The organism is Planctobacterium sp. R6 (assembly GCF_055755215.1).
Window position 1 is genome coordinate 1 of sequence record NZ_JBVTQY010000057.1, and the last position, 20,427, is coordinate 20,427.

Annotated in this window: 28 protein-coding genes; 11 read left to right on the top strand and 17 right to left on the bottom strand. The window is 41.7% G+C overall.

Annotated features, from left to right (window positions below; genetic code table 11):
- Positions 1-141 precede the first annotated feature (141 nt).
- The 3 genes from AC0J20_RS21585 (at position 142) to AC0J20_RS21595 (ending at position 2,380) form a co-directional block, all read left to right on the top strand.
- Complete coding sequence (locus AC0J20_RS21585) at positions 142-1,143, top strand: hypothetical protein (protein ID WP_473023317.1); 1,002 nt, start codon at positions 142-144, stop codon at positions 1,141-1,143.
- A 21-nt stretch (positions 1,144-1,164) separates the two neighbouring features.
- Complete coding sequence (locus AC0J20_RS21590; RefSeq protein WP_473023318.1) at positions 1,165-2,055, top strand: adenine nucleotide alpha hydrolase family protein; 891 nt, start codon at positions 1,165-1,167, stop codon at positions 2,053-2,055.
- Between the two features lie 88 nt (positions 2,056-2,143).
- A complete protein-coding gene (locus tag AC0J20_RS21595) occupies positions 2,144-2,380 on the top strand; it encodes a hypothetical protein (protein ID WP_473023319.1) in 237 nt (78 codons plus the stop codon).
- Positions 2,381-2,535: 155 nt separating this feature from the next.
- On the opposite strand, the gene AC0J20_RS21600 is transcribed toward AC0J20_RS21595, so the two are convergent.
- Entirely contained in the window at positions 2,536-2,943 is a 408-nt protein-coding gene (locus tag AC0J20_RS21600) for a hypothetical protein (RefSeq protein ID WP_473023320.1), read from the bottom strand.
- A gap of 684 nt (positions 2,944-3,627) precedes the next feature.
- Here AC0J20_RS21600 and AC0J20_RS21605 point away from each other — a divergent pair.
- Together AC0J20_RS21605 and AC0J20_RS21610 are read left to right on the top strand one after the other, a co-directional pair.
- Entirely contained in the window at positions 3,628-3,891 is a 264-nt protein-coding gene (locus tag AC0J20_RS21605) for a hypothetical protein (RefSeq protein ID WP_473023321.1), read from the top strand.
- An 81-nt stretch (positions 3,892-3,972) separates the two neighbouring features.
- Positions 3,973-4,260, top strand: a complete 288-nt coding sequence (locus tag AC0J20_RS21610) for a helix-turn-helix transcriptional regulator (RefSeq protein ID WP_473023322.1) — start codon at positions 3,973-3,975, stop codon at positions 4,258-4,260.
- Between the two features lie 23 nt (positions 4,261-4,283).
- Here the strand turns inward: AC0J20_RS21610 and AC0J20_RS21615 are convergent, their stop codons facing one another.
- Together AC0J20_RS21615 and AC0J20_RS21620 are read right to left on the bottom strand one after the other, a co-directional pair.
- Complete coding sequence (locus AC0J20_RS21615; protein WP_473023323.1) at positions 4,284-4,586, bottom strand: hypothetical protein; 303 nt, start codon at positions 4,584-4,586, stop codon at positions 4,284-4,286.
- A gap of 26 nt (positions 4,587-4,612) precedes the next feature.
- Positions 4,613-4,864, bottom strand: coding sequence for a hypothetical protein (locus AC0J20_RS21620; protein WP_473023324.1), 252 nt, complete (start codon positions 4,862-4,864; stop codon positions 4,613-4,615).
- Between the two features lie 139 nt (positions 4,865-5,003).
- Here AC0J20_RS21620 and AC0J20_RS21625 point away from each other — a divergent pair, with 139 nt between their 5' ends.
- Positions 5,004-5,207: a hypothetical protein gene (locus tag AC0J20_RS21625; protein ID WP_473023325.1), complete on the top strand. Its 204-nt coding sequence runs from the start codon at positions 5,004-5,006 to the stop codon at positions 5,205-5,207.
- 288 nt (positions 5,208-5,495) lie between these two features.
- A complete protein-coding gene (locus AC0J20_RS21630; protein ID WP_473023326.1) occupies positions 5,496-5,849 on the top strand; it encodes a hypothetical protein in 354 nt (117 codons plus the stop codon).
- A gap of 41 nt (positions 5,850-5,890) precedes the next feature.
- Here AC0J20_RS21630 and AC0J20_RS21635 read toward each other — a convergent pair whose 3' ends face one another.
- The 14 genes from AC0J20_RS21635 to AC0J20_RS21700 form a co-directional block, all read right to left on the bottom strand.
- Positions 5,891-6,433 carry a hypothetical protein gene (locus AC0J20_RS21635; protein WP_473023327.1) on the bottom strand — a complete coding sequence of 181 codons (543 nt, stop codon included), beginning with the start codon at positions 6,431-6,433 and terminating at the stop codon, positions 5,891-5,893.
- 71 nt (positions 6,434-6,504) lie between these two features.
- The gene (locus AC0J20_RS21640; protein WP_473023328.1) at positions 6,505-7,068 is read right to left on the bottom strand and encodes a hypothetical protein; all 564 of its coding nucleotides are present in this window, start codon (positions 7,066-7,068) and stop codon (positions 6,505-6,507) included.
- A gap of 104 nt (positions 7,069-7,172) precedes the next feature.
- Positions 7,173-7,568 carry a hypothetical protein gene (locus AC0J20_RS21645; protein WP_473023329.1) on the bottom strand — a complete coding sequence of 132 codons (396 nt, stop codon included), beginning with the start codon at positions 7,566-7,568 and terminating at the stop codon, positions 7,173-7,175.
- Positions 7,569-7,607: 39 nt separating this feature from the next.
- On the bottom strand, positions 7,608-7,907 hold the full coding sequence (locus tag AC0J20_RS21650; protein WP_473023330.1) for a hypothetical protein: 300 nt from the start codon (positions 7,905-7,907) through the stop codon (positions 7,608-7,610).
- A 306-nt stretch (positions 7,908-8,213) separates the two neighbouring features.
- Entirely contained in the window at positions 8,214-8,840 is a 627-nt protein-coding gene (locus AC0J20_RS21655) for a hypothetical protein (RefSeq protein WP_473023331.1), read from the bottom strand.
- A 55-nt stretch (positions 8,841-8,895) separates the two neighbouring features.
- Positions 8,896-9,462, bottom strand: coding sequence for a hypothetical protein (locus AC0J20_RS21660; RefSeq protein ID WP_473023332.1), 567 nt, complete (start codon positions 9,460-9,462; stop codon positions 8,896-8,898).
- A 58-nt stretch (positions 9,463-9,520) separates the two neighbouring features.
- Entirely contained in the window at positions 9,521-9,997 is a 477-nt protein-coding gene (locus AC0J20_RS21665) for a DUF5983 family protein (RefSeq protein WP_473023333.1), read from the bottom strand.
- Positions 9,998-10,372: 375 nt separating this feature from the next.
- Positions 10,373-11,770 carry a hypothetical protein gene (locus AC0J20_RS21670; protein WP_473023334.1) on the bottom strand — a complete coding sequence of 466 codons (1,398 nt, stop codon included), beginning with the start codon at positions 11,768-11,770 and terminating at the stop codon, positions 10,373-10,375.
- A gap of 394 nt (positions 11,771-12,164) precedes the next feature.
- Positions 12,165-12,467 (bottom strand): hypothetical protein, encoded by a 303-nt coding sequence (locus AC0J20_RS21675; RefSeq protein ID WP_473023335.1) that lies wholly within the window; start codon positions 12,465-12,467, stop codon positions 12,165-12,167.
- A 190-nt stretch (positions 12,468-12,657) separates the two neighbouring features.
- Entirely contained in the window at positions 12,658-13,533 is an 876-nt protein-coding gene (locus AC0J20_RS21680; protein WP_473023336.1) for a hypothetical protein, read from the bottom strand.
- Positions 13,534-13,614: 81 nt separating this feature from the next.
- Entirely contained in the window at positions 13,615-14,232 is a 618-nt protein-coding gene (locus AC0J20_RS21685) for a hypothetical protein (protein WP_473023337.1), read from the bottom strand.
- 80 nt (positions 14,233-14,312) lie between these two features.
- Positions 14,313-14,723 carry a hypothetical protein gene (locus AC0J20_RS21690; RefSeq protein WP_473023338.1) on the bottom strand — a complete coding sequence of 137 codons (411 nt, stop codon included), beginning with the start codon at positions 14,721-14,723 and terminating at the stop codon, positions 14,313-14,315.
- Positions 14,724-14,921: 198 nt separating this feature from the next.
- Entirely contained in the window at positions 14,922-15,908 is a 987-nt protein-coding gene (locus AC0J20_RS21695; protein WP_473023339.1) for a DNA-binding protein, read from the bottom strand.
- 1,651 nt (positions 15,909-17,559) lie between these two features.
- The gene (locus tag AC0J20_RS21700; protein WP_473023340.1) at positions 17,560-17,814 is read right to left on the bottom strand and encodes a DUF6471 domain-containing protein; all 255 of its coding nucleotides are present in this window, start codon (positions 17,812-17,814) and stop codon (positions 17,560-17,562) included.
- Positions 17,815-18,156: 342 nt separating this feature from the next.
- On the opposite strand from AC0J20_RS21700, the gene AC0J20_RS21705 reads away from it, so the two are divergent.
- The 4 genes from AC0J20_RS21705 (at position 18,157) to AC0J20_RS21720 (ending at position 20,375) form a co-directional block, all read left to right on the top strand.
- On the top strand, positions 18,157-18,414 hold the full coding sequence (locus AC0J20_RS21705) for a hypothetical protein (RefSeq protein WP_473023342.1): 258 nt from the start codon (positions 18,157-18,159) through the stop codon (positions 18,412-18,414).
- A complete protein-coding gene (locus AC0J20_RS21710) occupies positions 18,387-18,749 on the top strand; it encodes a hypothetical protein (protein ID WP_473023343.1) in 363 nt (120 codons plus the stop codon). The genes AC0J20_RS21705 and AC0J20_RS21710 overlap by 28 nt, the downstream gene beginning before the upstream one ends.
- A 176-nt stretch (positions 18,750-18,925) precedes the next feature.
- On the top strand, positions 18,926-19,600 hold the full coding sequence (yfbR, locus tag AC0J20_RS21715; RefSeq protein ID WP_473023344.1) for a 5'-deoxynucleotidase: 675 nt from the start codon (positions 18,926-18,928) through the stop codon (positions 19,598-19,600).
- Positions 19,601-19,778: 178 nt separating this feature from the next.
- Entirely contained in the window at positions 19,779-20,375 is a 597-nt protein-coding gene (locus AC0J20_RS21720) for a helix-turn-helix domain-containing protein (RefSeq protein ID WP_473023345.1), read from the top strand.
- Positions 20,376-20,427: the final 52 nt, after the last annotated feature.

Consider the following 20,427-nt stretch of genomic DNA (forward strand, 5'->3'; position numbering starts at 1 on the left):
GTTGTGGAACTTAATCCGGAGAGCAAAAAAGAAGCAGCTTAACGGCTTAGGCGACAACTACCTTGAAAAACGCCGGCAGTGGGTATTACCTGCCGGTGCATATGGCGCCAATGATGGCCCTATATAAGGAAGGATAGTCCTATGAGCATTACCAATCTGATTAAAATGGTCCCACAAGTCAGTGATTTGTCTTTTCAGGATGCCCTGGATCATGGGGGACCTTTGTTAACTGTCCTGAGTTACGGGGCAGGGCAGGATTCACATACATTACTACTGAAATACATTCATGATCCCGGCTTCAGGAACGCTTATGCGCCAAATCATTTCAAAGTCATCATGTCGGATACTGGAAATGAATTTGATGAAACCTATCATACTGTTGAACATGCCAGGAAGCTCTGCCAGCAGCATGGAATAGATTTTACCTTTATTACATCTGATATGGGTTACCACACCGGTGAATGGCAGTCGTTGCCTGCCTTCTATGAAGCGAAATCGGCCATTGGTAGCGTTTGCTATCCAAAGATCTGCACACAACGACTCAAGATTGGTCCTATTTATAGTTATCTCGAAGACTTTTTAAGTGAAAAGTATGGTGTAAGACACGGTAAGAAATCCGGTTTCAGATCCTTTGCAAAACGATATGGCAAAATCCGGATGCTCATCGGCATCGCTGACGGCGAACAAAAGCGGATGTCATCTGCAGCGGAAAACAAAGCACGTTGGTATCGAGAATCTGTTGAGCACAGTTATCCGCTGGTGGAATTACGCTACAACCGGCAGGCTTGTCAGGATTATATACGCTCTATGGGTGAGAAGGTGCCAATCCCCTCAAATTGCAAAATGTGCCCTTACTTAGCACCTCAGGAACTGGAGTACCTACGCCGTTTTGAGCCAGATTCACTGTCTCAATGGGTAGGGTATGAACAAGCCAAGTTACACAAGTTCAGACATCTGGATAGTGTGGAGATCACTAACCGTCACGGTAAAACTACCATTGAAAATAAAAACTATGGAGTGTTCGGCAAAATTTATCTGCCAGAGATGATTGAAAAGGTCAAACGAGAGTATGCCAGCTGGAGTGATGCTCAGATACGTGATTACCGAAATTCCCATGGCCATTGTGTGGCATCAGTTTACTAAGACAATAAAGGAGAGCATTGTATGACTATCACCACGCTCACTCAACTCGTGCCAGAATCCATTCCTACAACAATTGTATTGTCGGTATCCGGAGGCGAAACGTCAAACCGTATGGCCCATTGGTGTATCAATAACAAACCGCTGGTGGCTCAGTATCTTGGTGTCCCGGACCCTGATATGTTGCGTTTTATTTCTGTGTTCAGTAATACCGGACTTGAGCACAGTAAAACATACGAATTTCAACAGCGTTGTGATGAACGCTTTGGGCTTAATACTGTTTGGATAGAGCCTTACTTTGTACCTACTTATGGTGTGGGTGTGCAATACAGGATCACCGACTTTGACCGGGCCATGCGCATCAAAGACTGGCGTGATCCTATGCACCCGTTTCATTCTTTTGCTGCAAAAAAAGAATGTGGCGTACCTAACACCTCATTCCCGGGGTGTTCCGAACGAATGAAAAAGAACGCGATCATCCGTTACCTTAAAGATGAGCACCGGTTACGCGAAGCGCGTGACTATCATACTGCTATCGGTTTGCGCATTGATGAGACCAAACGAATATCCAAAGAAAAAGCAAAGCGAAAGTTGCTTTATCCACTGCTGGACTGGTTTCCCCAGACCCGTAACCAGGTGAAAGACTGGTTCATGCAACAAGGTATTGAACTTGATATCCCGTTCGCACTGGGTAACTGTGTCACATGCTGGCAAAAGTCATCTCGCAATCTGGAACAAGCGTGGCATTTCGATGAGGAAGCGCGAGAAGCTTTTGCCTTTATTGATTATATTGAAACGCACTATGGTGCGATAGGTCCTGAAATGCGTAAACCTGGCATGAAGCCAAGAGTGTCGTTTCGGGGCCGGCAAAGTGCACGCGATTTAATTGGGCTGTTCGATGCGAATGCAGCCTAAATGATCAGAATACTTGCACACAAGACCGTGATGTCATTATAATAATGTCATTATGCTAATTTTAAATACGGAGAATGGTAATATGACCATGAAAACCCTAACTAACGATGAAATAACTGACAAGCTTTTGGAAGAATATAAGTTGGCTAATGATAATCAATTAGCGAAACATTTTCAGGTGGAGCGTCAGCAGATCCGACAATTCAGAATGGCCAAGCGTACAGGTCTGACTCAAAAAATCATTACGTCGTTGCTGCACAAACCGCAATCCACCAGGAAAAAAAGTAACACATCAAATTCATCTGATGCTGAAGTAAAAGGGTAGTGTAGACTGCTGATAACCGGGTTGCTTTAGGTGGTGCCCTGCGAATTGGTGGTGTTCATTACCTTCCTGTTTCAATGGTGAATATGAACATGTGTCCTGTCTGTGGTTCTGTGAGCGGAAGTAGATACTGCTTTGAGGTCAATTTTGATACTTGGCTATGTTGCTGTGATGGTTTGATAACGGGATTTAAGTAGCCTCTTAATATCCTTAAATATTTCCTTTTCTTTTTGATTAAAATCTGCAAATGCCTCCAGACAGAGGCAGTGAACCCCTTCTTCGATGCGCATTTTTCGAAATAAGGCGCTTTCTGAGGCTATCCCGTCTGCATCAAAATAGAGGTTCGTATTGCCAATATGCAGTACCGCATGATCGCGAAACCGCGCATCTCTGGAAATATGGAATATTTCCAGGTCATCAATAATTTCGATGGCTGCGCTGGCCAGCGTATAACATCCGCCGTCAAACCAGCCGCAGCCGTGCCGCATAACAAGTTCATGGGAGGTCTTTTGTACTACAGACAGGAAACAATTAATCTCATCAATTGTTTGTAATCGCGGTGCCATTTTTAATCCTGCTATGTTGAAGTTTAAGACAGATAAAATGTATTTGCTTACAGCTGAGCCAGGCAGCTATCGCAGGCCCGGCAAGAATAGCAACCTGGGCAACCGCATTGCGCATTACCACAATCACAACAATTGTAATGCTCTGCACAGCACTGGCCCCTGGGATCCATTTCCTCACACTTAATGGCCAGAATTTCGAATATACTGGCAGAAACCCTCTTGAGAGCCGCTTCACTTTTAAATGTGGGCAGTACAGTCACGATATTATGTGTTATTTCGGCTGTATAACGTGTGTAAGCAGAGCTACTGCGCACAAGAGACTGCCTGATCAGCTCCCGATGACCTTCTCGGATATGCTGTGAATGAGAAATGGTAAGAGTTAGATTTGACATGATGTAACCTGTAACGCTTGCTGCAAACTTGGCGTAATTATAACAATTACACTTTTGGTGTCAATGTTTCAATTACTTCAGTAAGTACCTAATTACATTAATTTATATTTTCGCTTCAGGCTTTAATTAACCCTAAACAAAAAGGCATATCGCAGGTTAAATTCGCTTTTGAGATTGAGTTGATAAGAAACATGACTAATAGTGATCAGTTATCGCAGTTGCGGGTTGCGCAACCGGCAACGTATGATAAAATGATCCTTGTTGGCGGGATTGTCAACTAATGGAGGTAATTATGAAAATGTCTATAGACAGTTCCTCAATTACCAACCTTCAACAACTTCCTGAATTGTTAAAAGAAAAGTCCCGATTGTTTTTGCATGCTTTAGCAAACGCTGACTATTTGGAACAACTTGGATCAGTGATAGAAGATGTTGAGCTACGGGATGACGAAAACATTGAGTATCTTTTGAGAGTCAATGAACAACATGTTACCGCATGTATTCATGTTAGCGCTTCGAATGATACAGCAATAGTTTCCGTTATCTCGTATTTTTGAGGACGGTGCGCTACGGATAGCGCACCACCCTCAAACCTTAACTCAATCTTGAGGATATTTCAATCAATATGAGGTATGACGATGGATACAGAGAAGGCATTACAAGCTTTTATGGGGGACCCTCCGGGCGCTGCACCCTACATAAAAGAACTGCTCGTAACCCGAAATATAACTGATGCAGAAGCATCAAGGCAGATGAATATTAGCAAGTCGACATTAAGTCGTTTACTGAAAGGCGGTGAGCTTACTGTCAGTATGGCGGCGAAGATACATGCTTTTTTGGGAATGGATGTTGATTTGCTTTTTAAGATGGAAGCCAAAAGAAAAGCCTGGCAAGCAAAACAGCTGGTCAAAAAGTGCCACGCCTGACGTGGCACTTTCACCGTTGAACGCTAAATAGTCACAGCCTCGACGATTCTGAACCTGACACTTTCCCCATCCTCTTCCGGGACTTGCCAACATCTCACAGTCAACTTCTGAATACCTGGCTCTTCGACAGATGCGACAAATCTCCGTCTGTTCTTTACAAAGCCAGAGATTTCACTACCGGGCACAGTCACGGACTTCCCCTTTTTCCCCGCTACTTCGCCAACGAGTTCTACATACTGTGCTTCATTATCATATGCGGCATGAATATCCGGATACCCGGAATTGAACAAATTAATTAATGCATCTTTAATATTGTGAATTTTCATATTATTTCCAAAAAATCAGTGGTTCACTATGCCTCTTCAACACCCAGGAGTTCACCGATTGTCATGTCTCGTATTTCCGGATATGCAGAGGCTACCCGACCAAGAAAATCACACCCCGGGTTTCCTCTTTTGAACCTGTTAGTAAATGTATGCAGTTCAGACTTACCGGAAGGCTCTCTGCCGTTAATTTTGATAAACATATCCCGGTAGGTAACACCTTTCTTTTTCAGAGCATTGAGCCTCTTCAGGGCGTTTTCTACGTATATTCTTTCTGACATTACGTTGTAGCCGGTATTCCTATTATGATTGTGCAACAGAGTAGAACCTATAATAAAAAATGTCAAATATGACTTGCTTTAGATGTCAATTATGACTTATTATTTGTTTCGTATTCACTATTTTAACGGAAATAATTATATGAAAACTGCATTTCAATATGGTCAGGAAGCACATAGCAACGGCATCCACCGAATTTGTGAGGACCAGTCTTTTATGTCGGCATTTTGCAATCGTCCAGTGGGCAATGCCATGCCGTACATGAAGGAGTGGAAAAATGGGTGGCGCGCTGCAAACGAAAAAGAGTTTTTAGCAAAATTCCCAAAAGCCGCGGATCCAAATTAATGAGTATTAAGGCGCCAACAACTCGTCCAGGTTACAAAGTGTCGCAGATTTTATTGATGTGCTGCACATATCAAGAGACGACATTGCAGCAGAGCGTGAACAGATGACATTGATTGCGTCGATTTACTAACCAGATAACCATTGCAATACCAAATAACAATGTGACAGTACAGCACAGCGTTGTTCAATCCAAAATAGCTTTGTTGTTATTGGGGGTTGACGGATAAGAAACTCTCTGTATGGAGTCACATAGTTTGTAATTAACAGCATAGGCAGCGAGAAACTATTATGACTGACTCTATTCACTTTCCCTTACCCCTTGAATACAACTGTTGTAAAAAGGGCGTGTTACCCGATATGAAGCATTTTTCTCACCTTGAGATTAGTGGGCATTATTTAGCATCCGGCATTGAAGACAATTCATTCACTGAGTCAATTGAAGGTATAGCCTCTGGCACGGTAGAGCTGAACAGTCTCGGACTCGATATTAATGAGGATGATATTTTCTTTACTATTTATGGAAGAGAAAATAATGGGAATGTGCAAGCTTTACATGATGTTGACACCCTTAAACAAGCAAAGGGTATTGCTTTGGAGTTGGGCCGGGTGTTTCCGTTTCTCTCCGGCCCAAAATTGATGTAGGAAGCAACAGTTAAAATAAAGCTTCAGACAATGCAATTCATTTAGTTCAACGGTTTCTGAAGTAACCAGGTTAACTGTTGGCAATAGTAGTTTACTGTCATTTTATTGTTTTTGTCATGAACGACGCCTATCAGGTGCAGCAAGTTTCCGGTAGGCATCGGAGCACATGCCTGGCTGTATTGAATATCGTTTCCGGGCAGATGGTCACGGCTTGAAAAGTGCCTTTTGTCCGTTGATACGCATATTAATTCAAGCGTACCATCGTCGAGCTTTCTGCCTCTAAGCTCGTCATGAGCCATGGCACACAATCCATGAACCATATCTGGTGTAAGCAAACGGTTGCTAAACTGAACACCATCGAATTCTGTCAGTGGGAAATGCATCTCGATGAGCGCCAGTTCTCGCTCTACATTAGACCAATAGGATTCCACATCAAAATTTTCCGGTACCGTATTACTCGCTATTACCTGTTGAAGCCGATTTGAGGGCGCTTGAGGTTCTTCGCTATTCTCACTACATCCTAACGATAGCAGGGCTATTAATGGCAAGCTAAACAGGCGTCGATTGTACAGTTTTGTCTTCATAAGAGCTCATTTTCTGGTTGATAAGTCCTGTGGCTGTGCCACAGGATATGACTTGTTATCTTAAATGATTTTTATGTCCGGACTAAACCGATAAAATAATCATCCGTTTGCAGGATCTGTGATTGACCCATATCCAGTGCTACCACCTGGTCAACGGTCACCTCTTGAGTTTCCGGGATCTGGATCTCGCCTATGACTGATTGCGCCGTTTTTAAATCTGTCAGCCTTACTATATTTATTTTCAGGTTGAACACATCTGACTGACAGCAATCATTCACAGGAATGAGTTGTAGTTTGGTTCCCAATGATAGCTCTGCAGTTATTACTGATGATGTTGTCGTGTCCGGTGCAACGGTTCGCTCAATGCCGGCAATATAGCTACGCCTTTCGACGGTCGAACTATGAACCATGGGATGTTGTTTATCGTAGTTTATCGTGAACTCTTCTTGATATTCGCAGGATTTTTTCAAGCAGATGACTACATATACCAATTCACTTTCTGCTGAAAGCGTGGCTTTTGCCTTGTTCATTAAGTCTGAAAATCGATCCTCATCGGGAGCCTGCACAGTCGCACATGCGGATGTTAAGGCTATCAGACCCAGCATGACCAGAATTTTCATAGGGTGCTTTTTCATACTTACCTCTCATAGTGTTATTTAAAGTTTTGTAACTCATAATATTTTTATTATGTCTATGACGATGTAAGCCCAACCTTCTGTTGCCGGTATTTTGTATTACTTTACAGTACTTGTTTACACGTATGCCGATGAAATTGTTTTTTGGCAATCATCAGCACGATAAGTAACGTGACAAACCAGCCGGTAATATCTGCTCCAAGATGATCCCATTGCACGAAATATTCGGTGGTTGGATCCACTTCCAGTCGGTCAAAATGATCCTGAATCATTTCATTAGCAAAACTCCAAAACAATGTCGCAAATGAAGCAATTTTGATTGATAAAAAACAACCGTATACCAAGCCTGTAAATCCCACTCCAAACAGAAAATGGTACACCCAGTATGCATGCTTCATCAGATTGAAATGGTATTCCAGCAATAATACAAGAGTTATTGATAATACAAATAAGCCTACACCAATCAAATGCAGTTTAAGGTTCTTAGTGTTAAAAGACATTATTTATCCTTCTCTCAAGTGTTTTTTTTGCAACTGGTGTTATAAATTATTTGGTTTGCGCGGCGCAGATATGATTCGACCATGTTCATCAAAATCAATGTGTTGAACATCATACCCCTCGCTATCAAGTAATCGCAACAGCTCTGCAGCTAAACACTCTGACATTGTCACACCTTTTTTCCCGGTTTCCTTTAATCCAACGTTACTCTGTCCTCTTTGGCGGTGTTTAGGACCACCATTGGGAGTTAATGTAAACAATCTTGCCCAGTCATTCTGGGAGCACCCGGTTACTTGTCTGGCTGTAATGTAAATTTGTTGGTTACGTGCTTTGGTATCCATTGTAGAATCCTTAGTTCTTTAAGGGCTGTAAATCATCAATACAGTAAGGAGTACTGTCCCTTGTCTTGTCGACTAAAGGGCGCAGAATGTATTTGGTCGTGGTAAATAGACCAAAGTTTAAGTAATAGCTATCACATTTACCAAATCCCATTTTCTGGCTAGCACTCCCAACCTGACGGACAAGAAAGTCTCTGCTAACGAAGAGTAATAATGATGTTTGCATGCGTGTCCAACCTAATACTACATTCTGTTCATGTAGCCGTTCCACCAGCAGCTTGTGCAAGATCATTTGTGCTTACTGTTCGTTCACCTTTGGAATTTGATAAAACTCACATCAAGATTCCCAACTTGCCATAATTTTTTTCTCGGACAATAAATTGCGTTTTGCGCCTCAGACAACGAAATATCTGTTTCCAGCGTTTTCCCTTCGCCTGATAGCACCGATGTTTCAATGAAAATAGAGTGGTTGGCATGTAATTTATCCGGCATGGTAATGTGAAAATCTCTGACAAAATTGTCATTAATTTCAATCGCATCCGCTGCAATAGCCTCTTCAATAAAAGAAGAATCAGGCAACTCGCTGATTGAAAAATGAAAACACTGAGCATTTTCATTGGCAATCTCGCTATACCAAGAAGACATTACGTGGAAATTGAGCTTTTCCTGTTCGCTCATCAGCATAAGCATAGCTTCGTCAGACGTCATCGGTGAATCATCATCCCTGGTGTATCTGAAAATATCAACTGAATGTAAATCAGCATGTTCAACCAACTGGCCAAGGTAGGCGGTCGCAAATCGGTGTCTGATATAATTTAGCAACGCTTCTTGCGCTGCACTTTCAGTTTGAAATAAAAATGGCCCGTGGATCTTGTTTGGCAGATCAGTTGTAAATTTAGATGCTTCAAAATAGAGCAAAGAAAACACGGTTTTCATGGAATAACCTCGCTGATTTTATTAGGAGGCTGGTAGGAGACAGCCTCAATCAAAGTTAAAAAATGTTAGACGACGTTCGTTCACCCAGTTCATAGTCTGAGAAACCATTGCCAGCTTCCAGTGCGAGTAAGAATGCTTTCTGCTCTGACTCAGAGTAACCTGAAAAGTCATGCTCTGAAGCATCTACGTCGTTTGGAAAACTTTCAATTGCGAAGTCTGCACCTTCTATAAATGCCTCTGCTTCTTCGTCGCTATCAAAGACATGTAATTCAGGCTTGGTTTCTGCTCTCGTAGCAGCCTCTCCCCAATGTATTTCTACCGCAGGAATTTCAGCCACACATCCTTCATTGTCAATTTTTATCCCCTCAACATTGCACTTAGATACATGCCAACCGACAAAGTTTGAATTGATATGTTCTGTAAGTTCAGCATCTGTTAAATCTATGATATTGGACTCAATAGTTGGATAATTGCAGGGGGTGTAAGCAAACTGAAAGTATTGCGTATCACTGACTTTGCTAAAAAAGGCCAGCTTACTTGATTCATTGGTAACAAAAAGGTTATTTCCTCTTTCACTCATTGAATCTTCTAACAGGGATTGTATAAACGTTTCAATACTCATTTTGATACCTCGCTTTGTATAAAAAGGCGCCCTGGCAGGAGACAGGGCGGAAGTTAAATTAATTATTCAATACGAAACAGTCATACTGTGAAGCATCACTATCAAACTCAACCAAACGAAAGCCCGCTTTATGAGCTTCCTGGAGGATATGATGAAAATCATTGCTCATAGAAGCGTAGGTGAGATTTGCTTCTGCTTCTGGATACAGTTTTATAAACCAGCCAGTGCTTCTTTTCATAATCATGTTGCAATCATCGTCATCGGCAAGCACATCGAGCTGGAGCAGATCTTTGTCGGTCAGGTGAGCCGTGGAAATACCAATACATTCGTATTTTTCTTCAGTGCATGAAATCTCGGTATTAGTGCTTGTTAAGCAATGGGTTAGTTTCGCCTCAAGTTGCATTAGTTGAGTTTCGTTTTGGAGCACCCTGTTGTCACCATCAACAAAATAATCTAATGACTCATTACTAAGTTCAGAGATAAGGCATTTTACAGCACATGCCAGAGTAGCCATTTCAGCTTCGTTAAATATCATATCAGACCTCGCATTTATCGAATTGTGGGTAGTAGGAGATACCCGGTTTTAATTATTATACATATCTAAAAGATATGCGCAAGGGTTTTTGCGACTTCGCGAACTTTGAATTGATGGTATTTTCTATAGTACACTAGTCAATACAATGCTATCAGGCACCTCGCGGATAGTGTTGTAGGCGCAGATGGTGTAGGAGCCTCTGCGCCGTTCGATCAAATTGATTTTCAGCGCCCATTGAAATCAGGTATATCTTAGGTGTAGCGACTTAAACTCAGACAAACTCGCTTCGTGGGTATGCTCTATCCTTCGTGTGCGCTCAAGAAACTTATCAACATTGCCGTGTTCTTCACATTTCTTTGAATGCCATGTATATAGCTAAATAGTATTCAGGGCCTTCTGAAATTCTTCTTGGGACACTTCAGCTCTGGTAAGTATTTTAGTGGCGAGCCATGCGGGAACTACATCATCTTTGACGCCGTGAGTTCCTAAAATATAAATACGCTTTCCTGGACGAAATATTTTCAATTCGCTTCCTTTTCCTGATTCAACACAAAGACCTAATGATTGGCATAGCTTGAAAAATTTCTGTCTTCTGATTTTAGGAATGTTAGTAAAACTTAACCTTTTGGGCGCGACATCTTGGTTTCTATTTTCTTCATTTTTTTTGACGCCGGAAACATATCCCTGCCAGGTTGAGTACAGCAAGTTGTCTTCATCAATCTGCTTAACTTTTATTCCTTCTAGAGCCGCAATGTATTTGGGCAGAAGTGCGCTATGTACTTGGTTAACTAAAAAGTTATGGAGGACAGATTGTTTTTTAACAGGCAACCACTCACTTAATCCATTTAATATGTCACCTGACCAGGTAAAACTAAAAGCAGCAGGTAACTTATTATTGGTTCTGAAGTCTACTACCTGATTGGCGGTGGTTGCTATCTTAACTTCCATCATGACAGTATCAGGATTGAGTATGACCATCATATAGCCAAGCCCCTTGGGTAATTCGAATATATTTTTGTTAGGAGAGAACCCCCTCAACAAAAGCGGATACATCTCGCAAATATCGCTGAACATATCCGATATTCTATCTGTGATGTTTACATCCAAAAAATCAGTCATCTTGGATTTTACCTCTTCTTCAAACTTGCAATTGGATAGGAATTTGAAGTAAGTAGAATCACCAATTTGAGAGTCTACTGGTGACTCTGGGAAATGCATCCTGTACTCCGTCATGATGTACCTATCCCACGAAAATGTTAGGAGATGGCTATCAGACAAAGGTTTTACAATCAGTCTTGAAATCAGGTGGTCTATAGTGTCTTTCCAAAAAAACTGGAAGGTATTGGATTCATGGTATGCCGTAGCTTCAAAGAATGGGCTGATATATTTAACCAATGCTTTTGACGCTGCTACGCTTACATCCCTTTTATAAACATTGCGTAGTTTATGAAATACTATGTCGATAATGTCATTGGAAAGCGCTGTAATTTCTCGTTTCAACTCAATTTCGTTTTCACTAACAGTGGCACTATACGCCAGATCATTGTATTTCTGCCCTTTGTGAAGGCACATTAGATCCTCAGTCCTTGAAAGGAGTTCATCACACTTTTTTCTTGTATTAAATCCAAATAAATCCACAAAGGAAACTGGACTCTTCGCGTGAGCAATATCGAAATCCAGCATCTTTTCGAGAGCATCTATATCGACTCCTTTTCTTCTTAGCCGCTTCAGCTCTGAATTTTGTGCATACTTAATGACGCTGGAGTGTTTCATATTTAAATTCATTGGGTTAACTAGTACCTAAAAAGTGTAGTTTTGTTTGCTGGCAAAGCAAATTGGAACAGATTGACATCTTACTAATTAGGGGTACTTGTTACATATATTGCGTGACAGGTAAGTCACGCAATAAAGTGTTGATAAGTAATGTGCGATAAGCACATAGTGAAGCTTTTTATTCGTGGTTGTCATGAAAGTTTTTCCTGAATTCTGGTAGACGCAGCAATGAATTTTCTCGCTATACAAAAATCAAGTTGACTGATGGCCTAAAAAATATTTTCCGGTGCATTTAAGGGTAGGGAGGTTTTACTTCCTGACGGCCACTACCATTATTTAAGTACCATAATGATGGTTGCAGGCATTGAGGGGGAACAGGTAATCATATTGATGTTCAGGCTCTCTGGTTCATTATTTCAATAGCCTTACTTCGTGATAAATCCGTCAGTGTAAAGGCCAATCTGAACTGTTTACTCCGGTACTGATCAAGCCAGCCTCTTTCAACAAGAGTTTTGCAGGAAACCCTGAAATTTTGGCGATGCACTTGTTTACCTTCAGGTCTAATACAGTTTACCATATCCATCAGCACCGCTTGAGGAATTGGTCCTCGTTTGTCTGAAAACTCAAATAGTGCAAGACAGTTAAGTACATCTTTTTGTGTCAGCGATAATCTAAAACCCTTATTCATGTCTGACATGATTAAAACCCTCTTCTGAACTGTTCGTCAGTTTTAATTAAAGCTCAACGGTTTGCGAGTACGATGAATATCTATCCTGGCACATCCCTGAATTGATGAAACATCCGTAACTATTCTCAGCTGCTGTTTGTAACAGATGTTTCATTTTATTGTTTAGTTGAGCCGTGATGTAAATTGCGTACTGACTGGATTAAATCTCCTTTGTGGACACAATATGTGTACCATTTTCAGTAAAAATCAACTCAAATATTCCTTTTAAGGAGTCGCCTTCGGACTGGTTTTCAAAAAACACTACCTTTTGCCAAAGGTTATTTTTAATGTCCCAGCCGGAATCATCGATAACCACTCGTTCACCAAAGTCAAACTGTTCGAAGGCTTTGTTGGCCAACTCAGAACGCGCCTCCATTAATGAACCATAATCATCCATATCAAAGCAGTAACCTATATGTTTTGCTTCAGTGAAATCCACTGGCGTCCAGGTTCCTCGATCTTCATATTCTGGAATAACCGCCAATTTGTTTGATGTGTTACTCAATATATGGACAACATTTTCGTCTGGACTGATACCTGCACTTAGCGCCGGAACACCATCTCTAATCTCAATAGAGCAATGCAGTCCTGACTTGTGGATTTTGTCACCATGTTCATCAGAGGCTTTGTTGTAGACTGAAATCCAGATTTTATCTGCTGGTGTATCTTTCTCGATACGCAGTGAGTATTGACACTTATTTTCTTCAGGTACATACGCTGCGGTATCTTCACCAGCTGTAAGTTGCCAGTCACAGATCACCGCATCCAGTAGGATCGTGGTTGATGATGTGTTTGATACAAGAATTTTATTTGCCTTCATTTGTTCAATCACGTATTCCCAGCTCCAGTCTTTTCCGGGTGTTACGTTAAAGCGTTTAATGTCAATCTGTAATGCTGCGGCAAGATTGTTTGCGATATCGTTGATTGTCTTTTTTGACGCATCGTTACCTGGTTCGGTAGTCGTGATGATGTTTCCATTTAACGCTACTGCTTCTTCGTAGCCGTTTTGTCTTACCTGAATAATTGCCAGTAGCATGATTTACCTCGCTGATTTGGTTGAGATAGCCCAGTAGGAGATGGGCTATATGCGTTCATTTATCTCGTAGTATTACTTGTTTTATTTTATTTCATTGCTGGTGGTATTATCGCGGTTATATTCCTGCAATTCAGATTCAAACCCAGTTTTCAGGTCGACCAGAACTTGAATTACATCGTCGTGAGTCAGGTAAGAGCAGTAGGGTTCCAGCTCATAGCCAACAGCGTCCACATGAATATTCAGGCTGGCAGAAAGTTGTACTGCATCGTAAATTTCTTCAGGTGACAATACTTTTGCCACGTCAGCATTTTGTTCACCAGATTGTAAATCAAACATAATATTTGCGGCATGTGCCTTAGCTGCTTTTTCAATATCAACTTTGCCGGGCAGTGAATCTGATGCTGGTAAGTAGCCATTATGCAATTCAAACAAATGCGCGGCTTCTTTTTCCGTTTCTTCAGATGAAATCGTTTCTGTATTCTCACCCCGGTCCTCTTGACACTTACGAGCCAGTTTCATCCATGCCATAAACTGGTCTTCTTGTAGGTGCGTAAAAGAAAATGACTCGACCACGTTAATATGGCAGTCATCAGTGAGAAAATCAGTCAGACGTTCATTGAGAATGCAGTATTCGTCAGAGTCAAAAGAAACACCGGTCTTTTTAAGTTCTTCAAGTGCTACGTGAACAGCATTATCCACATGAGATGCTGATAAGATCATTTTGATACCTCGCTTTTGTATATAGATGGCCAGGTAGGAGACTGGCCAGTAGACTTAGACTAAAGAATAACCCTTTGCATGGAGTTAACGCATCCGACAAAAACTCTGTCTTCCTGCCCAATGACGACTTTATCTCCAAGGACTTTAGTAAGCTCTTCATTGGTCATTCCTTCAAGGTCTAGTTCAGTGTCTATGCGAATCCAATCTTCGTTATGATCACTGTCCTGGATGCAAATCGTGTAGCGCTTCAGACGGTCAAACAGTTCCCCTTCTTGTGGTTCTTCAGAGGAGGTTAATACGGTTGGTTGATCAGTATGAAATAGAGCGTAATCCGCTATCCATCCCTCACCCAATTCAGGGCGAAAGAACTCATTTAATCCATCGGCTATCTCATCGGGATCAGTTGCGTGTAGTGCAAGCTGAATGTTTAAGATGGAGTGTTGCGTTTTCGGCTTGATGTCATGTGGCATGTTGTTACCTCGCGTCAATTTACTAATCAGGGGTAGTAGGAGTTACCCAAATAAAATCAGATTAAAGAATACATATCTTAAAGATATAAATCAATAACAAGTTGTATTGTCGTATGCGCATTGATTTGCAAGCTTGTACACAATAGTGCTGTGAGTTACAACATTATTGCGTAGAGACACATTCAGAGTGAGCCGCACTTATCGGTTTGTTTTTTCCGCATTATCGGAGGCGAGTTTTAACAGCTGCTCTTGCAAGGTATCCAGCTGCGCACTTAGCGCTTTATTCTGCTCCAATAGACTCTGAGTTTGACTTTCTGCTTTGATCCGCAATTCTTTCTGCTCGTCCAGTAGCACTCCTTTTTCAGTCAATTGCTGTTTCAGCCTGGTGTCACTGTCGGTTAATATCGCCAGATTGTTACCGGCAGCATCAAGGTTTGCCTGAAGTTTTGCATTATCTTTATCCAGAGACTTGTTTTCTTTGGTCAGAGCATTGTTCTGCTCGGTGAATTGCTTTAACTCAGTTTTGAGCGAATCGCAAAGCTGATTGACCGACTTGATTTCTCCCCGGGTCTGAGATGCGTCCTTTTGGGCCTGTTCAAGCTGGTGGTCGGTTTCTGCCAGCCGGTTATGCAGTTCCACCAGCGCTTTCTCCTGCTTCTTATTTTCCGCTGTCAATATCTCTGCTTTGCTACGCTCTTTTCTTAAATCTTCTTTAAGTGCTTCTATGGCCTCCTCCAGATCGGCCAATTCATCACGCGCATCTTCAAGCCGTTCCAGCGCATCGGTTTGCTCCTGTACTGATTCGGCCTGCGCCTTTGCTGCTTCAGCCGCCCTTTTGTTCGCTTCTTTGATAGCGTTATTCAACCGTTTTTCGGCGGTATTGTGTGCTACATTGTTGATAGTTTCTACTGCGCTTTGAAGGTCGGATAATAACACCTGCACCCTTTCTGACACTTCTGGCGGCAACTCAAAAGATTGTACCAGTGGCGCATCTTCCTTCACCATCGGCATATTATCCAGTTTCCCATCACTACTGAGTTCTTCCAGCACTTTGGCGATAGCCGAAGGACGACCTTTTCCCATCGCTTTTGCGATGCTTGCTGGATTCACCGCTCTGCCATTTCCCTGCAATTGTTTAACAGCATGTAATATCTCGTCGTCCGTAAAGCTTCTGGTGCGTGCCATTTGTTTTTCCCAATTATTTGTCATCGTTTAATCAAAGGTAGCACATTGACTACAAACAAACAAACAAACAAACAAACAAACAAACAAACAAACAAACAAACAAACAAAAGAGCAGGCGAACATAGACAGTCATCAATCATCGGCAAATAATTCAATGAAAATGGATGGTCAGGCGAAGACACTTTTGTGAGCGCTACAATTAACGGGACCTGTTGATTTGATTTTGAGATGCAATTACTTTCCATTGTAAGTTTTGTCTCATTTTTAGTGGTAGCCAGGATAATGGCGTTGTCAGTATTGGCCTCGCAAAGAAAATAAAGCAGTAAGGGAAAGTTAACCCGCAAATTCCAGGAGAACACCGGTTCCTCTGCAGGGTGAATTACAACCAATGAGCAAGCTACTATGAAAAGACTGATTTATGAGACATGTTTCAGTGGTGTTAGCGTATGTTAAGAGCAGCAGTGTGTGAATCGTCATTCGTTCGCCAATGAACAGCAAAGTGGGCCTAAAAATACCGCGCTGAGAGTTAACTATGCCCGGTTAACCGGTTCTTCACCTTGCTATTTGCCAAACATCCAGAGGCAGTAATTATCCATAATGTGAAGAGATGTCGGTTGGCCTTTTGGGGCATCATGGCATCCATGCACTTTTCCTTTAGGCCCTTAGTATAAAGCCTTTCACAGGACAGAATTGTATACTTATGTCTTTTCAGTCTAAATGAATCAACTTTATTACTATTTATTTTATACAAAGATTCATGGTGTAAAAGATTATTGAAATTCGAGACGGAGTTAAAAGAGTTACGCTTTAAAGTAAGGCCACACTAACTGAAAAATACAGCGATGATAAATCGCCCCGGACACACCATATCTTGGGTTGCAAACGATGCAAAGTCCTTTTATCTTGTTTAGCAGGGTGGTTTTTAGCAATAAAAAAGGCCACCTGGGAATCCAGTGGCCTCTTTTATCTTCTAGTAAAACGTGTGGTGTGTTTAAGACTAGAAATTAAAAGATAGGTGATGCGCTTTTCGTAGTCAACCGTTAAGTTAAGTGCCTATTCATAAGTTGCTGGGTATACTCAATTTTTTGTGGAGTATTGATCTATGAAGAAGAAGAGAGCATTTGTGCTCAGCATTCCTCACATGATTACGCTTAAAGTAATTTTTATCACCGAACGTTTATAGTTCATTGTATTTGTAAAGCCCTGTTATCAGGGCTTTTATCCAACCAAAATACTTTTATCTGCTTGATCTTAACATCCTGTCCGTCAGCATATTTGGAAGAATTACTAACTACGCATAATTTAATCTTCAGGGGGAAAGATAAAGGATACACGCTGACTTCGAGCGCGCTCACTGTTTTTTAGTTTTCGAAGAGTGCACGTAGTAAAGCGCACATTGCACACCAGAAGTGCAAATTCCTGCAAACATAATCCATCGCCCAAACGCATTAAACTCAGTCAGGTTCCTGAACACAATCCCTGTCATTACAAGCGTCCCCGCCAGATATATAAATATTCTTTGAAAATGAATTCCCGTTTTTAAGTTTAAGAATATCACCACCCACATGAACCCTATAAGGGCATCAATAAACACTGTCATTTTAAAAATGATTACCTCCTGGTATATTCCCCCTAACTTTCAGAGAAAGAATCACTGATAAAACTCGCCACGAATGGCCATGTACAGATGTTCTCGTAATGTGGCCTTAAAGGTGCACTTGGAGATAGTGTTCTTTAGTCCCTGCTCAGTCATTGGATAACCCATTGCATTCAATCTTTCAGTCAGTAAAGCATAAGACACATTATTCAGCAGCATCTCAGCTTTTAATTCTCGCTTAATCTTGTCTGCCGCCATGGCATCCAGTTTTTTTTGTTCGTCAGATATTCGCTTTTTTCCTGTCAACATCTGTTCTAACAGCTTTTAATCTATTTAGGTTATGTCATTCATTGTATTAGGTTATTTAACCATTGACAAGTAACCATTTTAGGTTAGTATGTTAACTTTATTAGGTTATTTTTGGTGAACCAGGAAAGCCTGGATGATTCTGGTGATTTCGAAAAAATGGAAAATTACATGCAGGGACACTAAAGGCGGTCCATATCAATATTGCGTTGTCCAGTCATTCAAAGAGTTCAGGAATCCTACTGTCATTGCATACGGTCATACGGCTTATGTAAGCACTTAGTTTACTGGTTCAATTACAACAACCAAGTAACGTTTATTCAACTTTGAATTGGGAAGCATTGCATGAAAATGGGGGAAGTACAGGAGATTGCAAACGAATTATTTGATGGTGATTCAACCCGCTTCAATGAGTTGATCCAAGGTGTAAAATCTAATTTTGACCGTTTAGAAAAACTGGAACGTCTTTGTCAGGAAATGGTCGATAAGCCACCAGGTAAAGTCTATTTTAATCCATGGGCTGAAAAGCTAAAGGCCTTCGGAATAGTTAAATCCACCAGCGAGGAATTTCGCACATGTTTGACTCATATCAAAAACGAGTAAAAAAGTGGCTTATTGCATGTTTCGGTGAAGCCATATCCAATGATGTCACCGAACGGAATCATAGATTTTTGGAAGAAGCGCTTGAGCTTGTGCAATCAACTGGTTGTACAAGGTCGGAAGCACACCAATTGGTTGATTATGTGTTTGGTAGAGAGACTGGAGAAATAAAACAGGAGTGCGGTGGCGTTATGGTAACCCTCGCTGCACTATGCCAGGCACACAACATTGATATGAATGAGTGCGGAGAAGTTGAACTGGCGCGTGTTTGGTCCTGTAAAGATAAAATAAGGGCGAAACAGGCTGCAAAACCCAAACATTCACCATTACCCGAATAAATTCGAACACTCTTCGGAGTAAATACCAAAGTTATCGTTAAAGCGTTGTAAATAGTAAGTGAATAAAGTTGTAGACCTTTTTAGAAGTTCGAGATTGCCGAGAGTTAGCTCCTGGCTTTCTTTTCGGTAATTCTTCTGACAGCAGCTTTAGGTAGACAAACAGGAGAACTGAACATATGAGCCAATCATCCGCAAAACCAGAACAATCCACTTTTGTCGCATGGACATTACGCTTGTCGCTCATAAAGCGATGGGGCAGAATGCATACATTCATTCCCGAAAACGTCTCTGAACACTCCCATCAGGTAGCCGCGATAGCACATCTTCTTACAGTTATTGCCAACGTCAAATACGGGTCAAGCCTGTCGCCGGATAAAGCGGCCAGCCTTGCTGTTTTTCACGAAAATTCAGAGAGTTTACTGCAGGATGCAAATTCGTGTGTGAAATACCATAACCCTGCATTTACCGAGTTGTATAAGCAGATGGAAGAGGTCACCGAAACTGCCTGTGTTGAAACACTTCCAGAGTTTTTACAGGATTATTACAGGGAATACATCATTCAAAGTGAAGTTGATCCAGAGTACCGTTCGATCCTGAAAGCTGCTGACAAGCTGGCTGCGCTGTTTAAGGCAGCAAAAGAGGTTTCTTTGGGCAATATAGAGTTTACCCAGGCACATGACAATTTGTCTGAATTGATCGCTCAGTTCGCTTTAACGATGCCAGAAGTGGGCTATTTCATGGACGTGTTTGCTGAAAAATGCACAGTTCCAGTAGATGAGCTTATTCGCACAGACCAGGCTCATGCCGATCTTGTCGGTCTGACAAACGGCCCTTCGAAGCAAAGAACTTAACAATGCAAAGCGTTGCGGCTTTGATGTCGACTATCCCGAATGGCGCGACGCTATTGTATTTCCCTGTGCTGTTTGTCAATACTTGCCGGATACTTGCTGGTGGCTTGCCTGTCTTTTGCCTTTCACGAGAATCACTGAACCGCTATCTTTGCCAGATATTCAAACTTTAGGAACTATCATGCCTGTCGCGAATGCTGAAATAATTAAATCAAAACGCCATCAATTCGGATGGTCCCAAGAGGAGGCTGCAGCAGCTGCCGGAATATCAGTACGTACTTTGCGCAATATAGAAAGCGCTAAGGTCGTTTCGGTGGAGTCTGTGCGTGCAATTGCGGGCGCATTCAATATTCCTGATTTTAGAGCGGTTTTGGTCTCAGATGAATCTCCTGCACCTGAAATCGATGAGCAGCTACCTTCACCGCCAGTGATGCCAGCCATAATCTCGCCACTTGATTATCCCTATTACTTTCACACCGGATTGTTACAACGCAAAAGCATATATGTGGTACTCCTTGTCATTGCGTTGGTTATAGCTGGTATGTTGCTTAACTGGTTAGTGCCAACGAAATTTATTCAGGAACTTTCGGGTTGGGCTAACTACTTTGTGGTGGCCGTGTATTTTGCGATTACTTCGTTTGCCTTTTTCATAATGTTAACGTCCTTTATCCGGCCTTTGGTGTGTCTGTTGTTTTATCGTGAAAAAGCGAAAGTTGCATCTCACCTTCATGATGACTTCCATAAGAGTATGATTCGGTACCCCCCTGTGTCAGGATAGTTGTCGCCTCAGTTTTTCGTATTGTTAGACAGGGGGTGGATGACAGGTTTGA